We start from the raw sequence: 10,840 nt of genomic DNA, 5'->3' as shown, positions 1-10,840 counted from the left end.
ACCGGCCTCAGCCGACAGCCGCCGTCACCATGATCTCGACACGGTATTGGTCACCAGCGAGGCGCGCCTCCACCGTGGCGCGCACCGGCATGGCGCTGCGGTCGATCCAGGCGTCCCAGGCCGTGTTCATCATCTCGAAATCGGCGATGTCCCTGAGCCAGATCTGGGCGCTTAGGATTTTGGTCTTGTCGCTGCCTGCCTTGGCCAGAAGGGCATCGATCTTGGCGAGGATCTGTTTGGTTTGCGAGGTCGTATCGCCGGAAAGATCGTCAGCCGTCAGGCCGGCGACATAGACGGTGCCGTTGTAGCGCAGCACCCGGCAGAAGCGTTGGCCGTTTTCAAGACGCTCTATCGTCACGGAATTCCTCCCTGCTGCTTTCGATCAGGCAGCTCGCGATGTCGGCAACTTGCCTATGGTATGGGCGGCACAAAACCGCTGTAAAGCCCTGCCGGCGGCCCAGATGCTGCTTTCCATCATCGGCATGGCCAAAAAAATCAAAGCCATAGCCGTATCTATCTTCGTTTGCAGCAATTGCTGCCCCGTGTAGCCTCTCGCTCAGGGTGGCGTCGGTGTCGGCGCGGCCAGGGGAGCAGCGCAGCCATGAGGTCGATCGCCCAATCCGCGATGCGGCTGTGGCAAAACGCGGAGCGCTCGCGCGCCTTGCTGCCGATCATGACCGGTATCTGCCTCGCCTGCATCGGCAGCGCCATGCTGACCACCGCCGTGTCGCTGCATCTCGGCAAGCCCGGCATTTCCCCCGACGTCGTCCAGATCGTGCTTACCGCCTATCCCGTCGGCTTTTTCGTCGGCTGCCTGGTCACTCGTCCGGCGGTCGCCCATTACGGCCATGAGCGCACCTTCATGGGTGTCCTTGTGCTGGCGCTGTTGGCTGCGGCGGGCTTCGTCCTCACCGATTTCCTGCCGAGCTGGATCTGCTTTCGCCTGCTCGGCGGGCTGTCGATGGCGTCGCTGTTCGTCGTCTGCGAGAGCTGGATCAACCTCTATGCCGAGCAGCACAATCGCGGCGCGATGTTCTCGGTCTACATGCTGACGACGGCGATCGCGGTGCTGCTCGGACAACTCCTCGTCGGGCTGGTCGGGCCGCAATCGCCGCATCTGTTTCCGGTCGCGGCGGCGATGGTGCTGCTGGCGCTGATGTCCAAATTTGGCGGCGGACGCTGGCCGGCGCTGCCTGCCTCTCCCGCCGAGCCGGAGCATGCGAATGCGCCCGTCAAACGCCTCGGCCCGCTGGCGCTGTTCCGGCTGGCGCCGGTGACGGTCGTTGCGATCTTCCAGGGCGGCATCACAAACATGAACATCTTCGTGCTGACGCCGATCTACGGCACCCAGATCGGACTGTCGGCGGGGACGACGGTCGGGCTCGTGACGACCATCAGCATCGCCGGCATGCTGGCGCAGACGCCCGTCGGCTGGCTGTCGGACCGGTTTGAACGGCGGCTGATCCTGCTGGCGCAAGGCCTGCTGTCGGTCGTGCTGTGTGCCACAATCGCCTCGCTCGGCAATTTTTCCGAGCCGCTGCTGTTCGTGCTGTTCTTCCTCTATGGCGCCACGGCGCTGACGATCTATCCCGTAGCGATGGCGTTCGGCGCTTCGCAGCTGCACAGCCGGCATATGGTCGGCGCCTCCGGCACGCTGCTTTTGCTCTACTCGATCGGCAATGTGGCGACGCCCGGCGTTTCCGCCGGCCTGATGGCGCATATGGGCGCACCGGCGATGTTCCTGCTGCTGGGCGGCGGCGCAGTGCTGGTGACGCTTGCCGCCTGCTATAATCTGCTGCGCCGACCGGTCTCGGCGAATATCGTGCAGACCGCCGAGGAGCGCGTTTGATGACGACCGCCATGAGCCGCCTCCAAGACAACGTCATCCTGATCGCAGGCGCCGCAAGCGGCATCGGTGCGGCGATCGCCAGGCGGTGCATCGCCGAGGGCGCAAGGGTGGTCTGCGCCGACTACGATCTCGAACCTGCAACCCAACTTGCCGACACGCTTGGCTCTTCGGCAGCCGCCTGCCAGTGCGACGTGACCGAGATCGGTTCCGCCCGAGCCGCCGTCGAGTTCGCGCGACAAAAATTCGGCCGGCTGGACGGGCTGGTGCACAATGCCGCCGCACCGTCGACCAGCGCCACTGTTGTCGATCTCGACGAGAGCGCATGGCGGCGCGAGCTCGATGTCGGGCTGACCGGCGCCTTCCTCATGAGCAAATTCGCGGTACCGCTGATCGCGGCCAGCGGCGGCGGCTCGGTGGTGTTCATCGGCTCGCAGTTCGGTCGCGTCGCGACCACAAGAGCTGTCGCCTATTGCGCCGCCAAGGCCGGGCTCATCCATCTCGCCAAGGCCATGGCTGTCGACCACGCGGCCGACAGGGTGCGCGTCAACAGTCTGTCGCCGGGCGCGGTGGCAACGACGCGGCTGCTGCGCCGCTTCAGGGATTTCGAGGCGGCCAATGCCACACTCGGACCGGCGCATCTCCTTGGCCGGATCGCCGAGCCGGAGGAGGTCGCGGCGGCAACTGCCTTCCTGCTTTCGCGGGATGCATCCTTCGTCACCGGCTCGGACATGCTCGTGGATGGCGGCTATGCGACGCGCTGAATTCTTCAAGTCGATGTCAAAGGAGATCCCATGACGCTTCTCGTCACCGGCGGCACCGGTTTTGTCATGAGCGTGGTTGCGCGTGGATGGCTGGATCGCGATCCGCACGCCCGCGCCGTGATCCTCGACCGGTCGGGGCTTGATGCGATCGCGGAAAAATTCTTCGCGCCGGTGCGCGACCGCCTTACCGTGCTCACCGCCGACATACTGGATGCCACGCAGTGGGCAGCGGCGCTTGACGCGCATGGCATCACGGCAATCATCCACGGCGCGACGGTGACGCCGAATTCGCGCCCGAGCGACCCGACGCAGCCTCCGGAAGCCAACGATCCAGCTGCCATCGTCGACGTCAATCTGATGGGCACGGTGCGCATGCTGGAATGGGCCCGCGGCCGCCCCGGCATCAAGCGCTTCGTCTATGTCAGCTCCGGCTCGGTCTATCGCCACAACGGGCCGGACTGGAGCGGCGAGCCGCTGCCCGAGGAAGGCTATGTCGCGCCGCTGACGCTTTACGGCATTTCGAAATTCGCCGCCGAAATGGTCACCAACCGCTATGCCGATCTGTTCGGCCTGTCGGCCATCTCGGTCAGGCTGTCCTCGGTCTACGGGCCGATGGACCGCGTCACCGGCAGCCGCAACGTGCGCCATCTGCCGAACCGCATCGCGCATATGGCGCTCGGCAACGAGACGATCCGGCCGAACAGCCTCGAGCCGCTCGGCGACTATGTGCTGTCGAGCGACGTTGCCAAGGCAATCATGGCGCTGCTCGATGCCGAGACCTTGCGCTACCGCCACTACAACATCGGCAGCGGCGGCACGCAGACGGTCGGCGACTTCATCGGCTGGGCTGCCGAGCGCTTCCCCGACCTGAAGAGCGAAGTTAGCCTGCAAGAGACGGCGAACATTACCATGAACGCGGCGCTGAAGACGGGCATGTGGGGCGAGTACGACCTTGCCCGCATCGAGCGCGACACCAACTGGCGGCCAACGCCGGCGAGGCAGGCCTTCCACGACTACATCGACTGGATCGCCGCCAACGAAAGCTGAGGAGCAGAGCCGATGCCGACCGATTTTCAGCAACCGCGCGACTTCGTCGGCTACGGCCCGAACCCACCCTTCATGAGCTGGCCCGGCGGCGTCAAGCTCGCCATCAATCTGGTGCTCAATTACGAAGAGGGCTCGGAGTATTCCTGGCTCGAGGATGGACGCAACGACAATTGGGGCGAGTACAATCTCACCTCCAGCCCCACGGTGCGCGACCTCGGCACCGAGACGCATTTCGAATATGGCAGCCGGGCCGGTGTCTGGCGGCTGGCGCGGCTGTTCGACCGCTACGACATCCCGATCACGGTTTCCGCCTGCGCCGTCGCGCTGGAGCGCAACCCTGCGGTCGCCGAATGGATGAATGCGCGCGGACACGACCTGCTCGGCCACGGGCTGCGCTGGATCGACTACACGGTGATGGAGCGCGGCGAGGAGGAGCGCCATCTGCATGAAGCGATCGCGCTCTACCAGAGGCTGATGGGGCGGCGCCCGCTGGGCTGGAACTGCCGCTCGCTGCCTAGCGTCAACACGCGAGACCTTTTGGTGCGCGAGGGCGGGTTTCTCTATCACTCCGATCCCTGCAATGACGACTTGCCCTATTTCCTCGACCATCAGGGCACCGAGATCCTGGTCGTGCCCTATTCCAAGACGCTCAACGACAGCCGCTACCTCGTCGCACCCGGCTATAGCAATCCGCGCGACTTCGCGCAGGATTGCCGCTCGGCCATCGACTACATGCTCGACGAAGCTGCCGAGACCGGCGGCCGCATGCTGACGATCGGCATTCATGCGCGCTGGATGGGCCAGCCCAATAGGGCGTCCGGGCTGCGCGAAGTGATCGAGCACGTGAAGACGAAACCGGCCGCTGCCTTCATGCGGCGCGAGGACATCGCCCGCTTCTGGCTGGAGAACCATGCCGGCTTCGAGCGGCACGCCTGAATATGTTCGAGACGCTGATCAGGGGCGCGACCGTCGTCAATGCCGACAGGCAGGAACGGCGCGATGTCGGCATTGCCGGCGGCCGCATCGCAGCGCTGATGGCCCCCGGCGGAACGGCTGAAGCCGCGAGGGTGCTGGATGCTTCGGGCAGCCTGCTTCTGCCCGGCCTTGTCGACGCGCATGCGCATCTGCGCGAGCCCGGCCTGACGCACAAGGAAGACTTTTCCTCGGGCACACATGCGGCAGCCCTTGGCGGCGTGACGACGGTGCTCGACATGCCGACCGACGAGCCATGGACGGCCAGCGCCGAAGATCTCGCCGACAAGATGGCGATGGCGGCAGGCCAGCTCCACGTCGATGTCGGTTTCCAGGCCGTGGTCAGCCGCGATTTGTCGCGCATCGCCGGCCTGCTCGCGCTCGCGCCGGTGTCGTTCGAATTGTTCACCGCCGATGTGCCGGAGGACTTCCTGTTTCGCAATTTCGACGCGGTCGCCGAGGCGCTCAGACATTTCGGCCATGCCGATACGCTGATCGGCATTTCGCCGGGCGACCAGTCGATGCTGACCGGCGCCAATGAGCGCAACAAGACGGGGACCATCGCAGCCTTTCTCGACAGCAGGCCACCGCTGGCCGAAGCCGGCGGCGTTGCGCGCGCCGTGCTTGCCGCCGCCGCGACAGGGGCGCGCATCCACGTCCGGCAGATCAACTCGGAACCCGGCGTCGAGGCGTGGAGCCGGCTGCGCGACAGGGCGGATGCCAGCGTCGAGACGACGCCGCAGAACCTGTTCTTCACCACCGACGATTACGAGACGCAAGGCCCCAGGCTGAAGGGCTCGCCGCCGTTACGGTCGCGGCAGGATGTCGAAGCCTTGCGCGCTGCGCTGAAGGGTGGCCTGATCGACATCGTCGCCACCGACCACGCACCGCATGCGCCGGCCGAGAAGGCCGCCGCTTACGCCGCTTTCGCCGATATCCCCGGCGGCATGCCGGGACTGCAGACGCTGCTGCAGGCGATGCTGAAGCTCGTCGACGAGGGGCTGATCACGCACCCCGATGTGGTGCGGATGTGCGCGCGCAATCCGGCCGAGCGTTTCGGGCTTGGCAAGCGCAAGGGACGCATCGCCACCGGCTACGATGCCGACCTGCTGATCGTTGACCCGCGCCTGTCCAGTTCCATCTCCGACGCCGATCAGGTTTCCCGCGCGGCCTACACGCCGTTCGACGGCTGGAGCGTGAACGCGCGGCTGACCAATGTGTTTCTGTGCGGGCGAGAGATCGTGCGCGATCAGGTGCTGACCGGTTCGGGGCAAGGCAAGGTCGTGCGCCGGGAACATTAGAGCGGCTCACCGTTTCAGGAAACGGCGAACCGCTCTATCTCTTTGTTTTTACGCAATTCCGGACAGAAAACCGCTCACACTTTTCCTGGAATTGCTGAAAGGAGAAAAAATGCCCCTGCTCGAAAACAAGGTCGCGATCGTCACCGGTGGAAGCTCCGGCATCGGCCGCGCCATCGCGCTGAAGTTCGCGGCGGAGGGTGCCGCCGTGGTCATTGCCGACACGGTCGAATTGCCGATCGAAGGCGGCCAGAGCACCGTCGCCCTGATCCAGTCGAGCGGCGGGGCGGCGATGCATGTCGCGACCGACATTGCGGATTGGAGCGCGGTCGATACGCTGGTCGGCGCGACGGTCGCGCGGTTCGGTCGGCTCGACGTGATGGTCAACAATGCGGCCATCTACACCAGCACCAATCTGGTCGAGACCACACAGGAGCAATGGGATCGCGTGATCGGCGTCAATTTGACTGGGTTCTTCTATTGCTCCAAGCGCGCCGTCATGCAGATGCTGACCCAAGCGCCGGTGAGCGAGGTTCGCGGCCGCATCATCAACATTTCCTCCCAGCACGGCATGGTCGCCTGCCCCGGCGATTTTCCCTATTCGGTGAGCAAGGGCGCGATCGTGCAGATGACGCGGCAGATCGCCGTCGACCACGCCAAAGACCTGATCGTCTGCAACGCGATTGCGCCCGGCAAGATCATCACCGGCAAGCCGGGTGTCGCCAATGACCCCGACGCCCTCGCCTACTCACACAGCCGCACGCCCTGGCCGCGGCTCGGCACGCCGACCGACGTCGCGGGCGCCGCGCTGTTCCTCGCCAGCGACATGGCAAGCTATGTCACCGGCATCAATCTGATGGTGGATGGCGGCTGGATGGCGGGCTGATCGTGCGGAACAATGCCTCGTAATGCGCCACAAGCCAAACCTGCAATCTTGGCCTCAGCTCATATGTCATGCGCCGCCCTCAGGCACAGTGCGATGCCGTCATTGGCCCTTGAACGGCCAAAATGGAGGCGTACCATCGCAGCATCTGAAACTGAGTCTGTTTTCATTCGTCTGGGCTAATGTCCGGACCGGATTGGATATTTTCCTTGGCAATGGATGCAGCCAGCGGCGCGGCAAAGCGCGGCAAATCGTTTGCCCATGTGGCGGAGGCGTCCTGGGGCAAGGGCCTCAGCACGCTGCTGCGCATCGTGCGCATGACGCTGCGCCATCCCTGGCAGGTGGCGATCACCATCGTCTCGACCTTCATCGCCGCGACGCTGCAGCTGTTCATCCCGCGTCTGCTCGGCCACGCCATCGACCAGGCGCAAGGCGTGATGGAAGCGGGCGGCGGTGCGGCGGCGGAACAGGCGCTGTGGACGACGGCGCTGACGCTGCTCGTCGTCAGTATCCTGCGCGGCCTCTTCACCATGGCGCAGAATTATTACGGCGAGGCCGTCGGCCACCGCACCGGCTATGAGTTGCGGCTCGCTTTCTACGAGAAGATCCAGCGGCTGAGCTTCTCCTTCCACGACAGGGTGCATACCGGCGACCTGATCACGCTCGGCCTGCTCGACCTCGACGGCGTCCGCATGTTCTTTTCCACCGGCATCCTGCGCGTCGTGCTGCTCGGCGTGCTGATCGGCGTCGGCTCGTACCTGCTGATCAGCACCGATCTCGAACTTGGGCTGCTCAGCCTGAGCTTCGTGCCGTTCGTCGCCTGGCGGTCCTCGGTCACCCAGCTCAGGCTGCGCAGCACCTGGCTGACGCTGCAGGAGCGGCTGTCGGTGCTGAGCCGGGTGATGGACGAGAATCTCGGCGGCATCCGGGTCGTGCGTGCCTTCGCCGCGCAACGGCATGAGCTGGAAAAATTCGACCGTGCCAAAAAGTCGGCGCTGGAGCTCGCCGATCAGCGCGTCGACATCCGCGTCTCCAACACCAGCGCGATGAATTTCTCCTTCCTGGCGGCGATGGGCCTGGTGCTGTGGTTCGGTGGCCAGAAGGTGATCGCGGGCGAGATCAGCGTCGGCACGCTGGCCCAGTTCCTCACCTTCATGACCATCCTGCAGATGCCGGTGCGCCAGCTCGGGCTGATGGTCAACTCGTTTGCCCGCGCCTCGACCTGCGGCACCAGGCTTTTCGAACTGCTCGACGCCGAACTCGACATCCAGGATGCGCCTGGCGCCAAGGACCTCGTCGTCACTGACGGCGTGCTGCGCTTCGACAATGTCGGCTTCCGTTACGCGGGCGCGGGCGGCCGGCCGGCACTGTCAGGCATCTCGTTCGAGGCCAGGTCCGGCGAGACCGTCGGCATTGTCGGCCCGCCGGGCAGCGGCAAGTCGACCATCGCGCATCTGATCCCGCGCTTCTATGACGTCACGTCGGGCGCGATCACCATCGACGGGCAGGACATACGCGAGGTCACGCTGCAATCGCTGCGCAAGGCGGTCGGCGTCGTGCAGCAGGACGCATTCCTATTCACCACCTCGATCGAGAACAACATCGCCTATGGCAATCCGTGGGCACGCGAGATCCGCATCGGGCAGGCCGCCGAATATGCGCAGCTGCACAACTACATCATCGGCCTTCCAGCCGGCTACACCACGGTGGTCGGCGAGCGCGGCGCCTCGCTGTCCGGCGGCCAGCGGCAGCGCCTGACCATCGCCCGCACCTTGATGTTGCGGCCATCGGTTCTGGTCTTCGACGATTCCACCGCCGCTGTCGACGCCGGCACCGAGCAGCGGATCCGTACCGCCATGAAACGCTTCGCCAAGGACCGCGTGACGCTGATCATCTCGCACCGGCTGAGCTCGCTGATGCATGCCGACCAGATCCTGTTCGTCGAAAACGGCCGCATCGCCGAGCGCGGCACGCACCAGGAATTGCTGGCGCTCAAGGGACGCTACCGCGCGCTTTACGACCTGCAACTGCGGCCGGACGACGATCTGCCTGTCGCCGTGGGAGTCGCATGATGTCGACACAGAACGACAACGAGAAGGAAGACACCAGCGGCCGGCCGACAAAGGCCGTCGTCGGCTCGCATCGCGACGAGGAAGAGGTCTTCGGCAAGGCCTACGATCCGCGCATCGTGCGCCGCATCTGGAGTTTTGTGAAACCGTATCAGGGCCGGATCTTCATCTCGGTCACCGCTGTGCTAGTGTTCACGCTGACGCAGCTGGCAATACCGCTGGTCATCCGCTACGCCATCGACCATGGCATGGCGGCTGGCAAGGCCGACCGCTCGGTGATGAACTGGGCGATCGGCGCCTTTGCGCTGATCATCCTGATCAACTATGCCGCCAGCTATGTCCAGGAAAGCGTCGTCGGCAAGGTGGCCGAGAATGTGCTGTCGGATTTGCGCCGCGCCATGTTCAGCCATTTGCAGCGTGTCTCGCTGAGCTTCATGGACAAGACCGAAGTCGGGCGGCTGATGTCGCGCCTGCAGGGCGACGTCAATTCGATGCAGGAGTTCCTCGAGACCTCGGTGATGTCGGTGGGCGACATCGTGCTTCTGTTCGGCATCGTCAGCGTTCTGCTTTGGCTCGATTTCCGGCTCGGGCTTTTGACGCTGTCGACCATGCCGGCGCTGTTCATCGTGCGGCTGTTCTGGCTGCCGCGGGCCAAGGTCGCCTTCATGGCCGCGCACGAGACCAATTCGATCGCCAATGGCGCGCTCGCCGAAGGCATCCATGGCGTGCGCACGGTGCAGAGCCTGGAGCGCCAGCATGTCAATTTCGACCTCTATGACGAGAAGGTGCTGGCCAATCTGAAGACGCATCTGACGTCGGCGAAATATGCGCAGGTGATGGTGCCGATCGTCGACACGCTGACCGGCATCGCCATGGCAACCGTCATCGTCGTCGGTGGCTCGATGGTGCTGTCGCACAGCCTCGACATCGGCGTCATGGTGGCGTTCCTGTTTTACATCCAACGGTTCTTCGACCCGATCCGCTCGCTCACCATGCAGTACTCGGTCATGCAGCGCGCCATGGCTTCGGGCCAGCGCATCTCGGAAGTGCTCGACGTGCCGGTCGACGTCAGCGACAGGCAAGGCGCGGTGGTGCTGACGCGCGACATGGACGGCTCGGTCGAATTCAGGAATGTCACCTTCGGCTACCGGCAGAACCAACCAGTGCTGAAAAATGTCTCGTTCCGCGTCAATCCGGGCGAGACCGTCGCGCTGGTCGGCCCGACCGGTTCGGGCAAATCGAGCTGCATGGCGCTGGTGCACCGCTTCTACGATGTGTGGTCGGGCGAAGTGCTGGTCGGCGGGCATGATGTCCGCGACGTGACGCAGGATTCGCTCGGCGACCAGGTCGCCATGGTGCTGCAGGAGCCGTTCCTGTTTTCAGGCACGGTGCTGGAAAACATCCGCTACCACAAGACATCAGCGACCCGCGAGGAAGTGGTGCGCGCGGCACAAGCCGTCGGTGCGCACGACTTCATCGAGCATCTGCCCGACGGCTACGACACCGAGCTCGAGCAGCGCGGCGGCAACCTTTCACTCGGCCAGCGCCAGCTGATCAGCTTTGCGCGCGCGCTGGTGGCGGATGCAAAGATCCTGGTGCTCGATGAGGCCACGGCCAGCATCGATTCCTACACCGAGATGCTGATCCAGAAGGCGCTGGTCACGTTGCTGGAGGGCCGCACCGGGCTGGTCATCGCCCATCGGCTGGCGACCATCCGTGGCGCCGACCGCATCATCGTGCTGCAAAATGGCGAGATCGTCGAAAGCGGCAACCACGAGCAGCTGATGGCGGCCAAGGGCCTCTATGCGCGGCTCTACAACATGAACTACGCCTCGTTCGACGACATTGCCGAGGAAGACATAGGCGCTCCGGCCGGCAAGGCGACGTGAGGGAGACGGACGCCGGACCCGCACGCAGCGGATGGTCGCGCGGAAAGCCGCCACCAGCAGCGTCTCATTGAT

9 protein-coding genes are annotated in these 10,840 nt (G+C 64.7%); 8 read left to right on the top strand and 1 reads right to left on the bottom strand.

The window, feature by feature from the left end; genetic code table 11:
- Positions 1-7 precede the first annotated feature (7 nt).
- Positions 8-358, bottom strand: a complete 351-nt coding sequence (locus tag AC1DZ8_RS20895) for a RidA family protein (RefSeq protein ID WP_112566108.1) — start codon at positions 356-358, stop codon at positions 8-10.
- A 243-nt stretch (positions 359-601) separates the two neighbouring features.
- Here AC1DZ8_RS20895 and AC1DZ8_RS20890 point away from each other — a divergent pair, with 243 nt between their 5' ends.
- The 8 genes from AC1DZ8_RS20890 to AC1DZ8_RS20855 all read left to right on the top strand — a co-directional run bounded on the left by AC1DZ8_RS20890 (position 602) and on the right by AC1DZ8_RS20855 (position 10,768).
- A complete protein-coding gene (locus AC1DZ8_RS20890; RefSeq protein ID WP_477302092.1) occupies positions 602-1,849 on the top strand; it encodes an MFS transporter in 1,248 nt (415 codons plus the stop codon).
- An 11-nt stretch (positions 1,850-1,860) separates the two neighbouring features.
- Complete coding sequence (locus AC1DZ8_RS20885; RefSeq protein ID WP_477302090.1) at positions 1,861-2,610, top strand: SDR family NAD(P)-dependent oxidoreductase; 750 nt, start codon at positions 1,861-1,863, stop codon at positions 2,608-2,610.
- A 30-nt stretch (positions 2,611-2,640) separates the two neighbouring features.
- Positions 2,641-3,657, top strand: coding sequence for an NAD-dependent epimerase/dehydratase family protein (locus AC1DZ8_RS20880; RefSeq protein WP_477302088.1), 1,017 nt, complete (start codon positions 2,641-2,643; stop codon positions 3,655-3,657).
- A 12-nt stretch (positions 3,658-3,669) separates the two neighbouring features.
- The gene (locus tag AC1DZ8_RS20875) at positions 3,670-4,593 is read left to right on the top strand and encodes an allantoinase PuuE (RefSeq protein ID WP_477302086.1); all 924 of its coding nucleotides are present in this window, start codon (positions 3,670-3,672) and stop codon (positions 4,591-4,593) included.
- 2 nt (positions 4,594-4,595) lie between these two features.
- Positions 4,596-5,930 (top strand): dihydroorotase, encoded by a 1,335-nt coding sequence (locus AC1DZ8_RS20870; protein WP_477302084.1) that lies wholly within the window; start codon positions 4,596-4,598, stop codon positions 5,928-5,930.
- Positions 5,931-6,039: 109 nt separating this feature from the next.
- Positions 6,040-6,813, top strand: a complete 774-nt coding sequence (locus AC1DZ8_RS20865; RefSeq protein WP_477302082.1) for an SDR family NAD(P)-dependent oxidoreductase — start codon at positions 6,040-6,042, stop codon at positions 6,811-6,813.
- A gap of 212 nt (positions 6,814-7,025) precedes the next feature.
- Positions 7,026-8,882: an ABC transporter ATP-binding protein gene (locus tag AC1DZ8_RS20860; RefSeq protein WP_477302408.1), complete on the top strand. Its 1,857-nt coding sequence runs from the start codon at positions 7,026-7,028 to the stop codon at positions 8,880-8,882.
- Positions 8,882-10,768, top strand: a complete 1,887-nt coding sequence (locus AC1DZ8_RS20855; RefSeq protein ID WP_477302080.1) for an ABC transporter ATP-binding protein — start codon at positions 8,882-8,884, stop codon at positions 10,766-10,768. Before AC1DZ8_RS20860 ends, AC1DZ8_RS20855 begins: the two co-directional genes overlap by 1 nt.
- Positions 10,769-10,840 lie beyond the last annotated feature (72 nt).

It is taken from the genome of Mesorhizobium sp. P2_F7 (assembly GCF_056403695.1).
This window is presented reverse-complemented; position numbering and strand designations above follow the sequence as displayed.

Coding starts and splice junctions, on each gene's coding strand:
- AC1DZ8_RS20890 (WP_477302092.1), top strand. CDS start 602: ATGAGGTCGATCGCCCAATCCGCGATGCGGCTGTGGCAAAACGCGGAG.
- AC1DZ8_RS20885 (WP_477302090.1), top strand. CDS start 1,861: ATGAGCCGCCTCCAAGACAACGTCATCCTGATCGCAGGCGCCGCAAGC.
- AC1DZ8_RS20880 (WP_477302088.1), top strand. CDS start 2,641: ATGACGCTTCTCGTCACCGGCGGCACCGGTTTTGTCATGAGCGTGGTT.
- AC1DZ8_RS20875 (WP_477302086.1), top strand. CDS start 3,670: ATGCCGACCGATTTTCAGCAACCGCGCGACTTCGTCGGCTACGGCCCG.
- AC1DZ8_RS20870 (WP_477302084.1), top strand. CDS start 4,596: ATGTTCGAGACGCTGATCAGGGGCGCGACCGTCGTCAATGCCGACAGG.
- AC1DZ8_RS20865 (WP_477302082.1), top strand. CDS start 6,040: ATGCCCCTGCTCGAAAACAAGGTCGCGATCGTCACCGGTGGAAGCTCC.
- AC1DZ8_RS20860 (WP_477302408.1), top strand. CDS start 7,026: ATGGATGCAGCCAGCGGCGCGGCAAAGCGCGGCAAATCGTTTGCCCAT.
- AC1DZ8_RS20855 (WP_477302080.1), top strand. CDS start 8,882: ATGTCGACACAGAACGACAACGAGAAGGAAGACACCAGCGGCCGGCCG.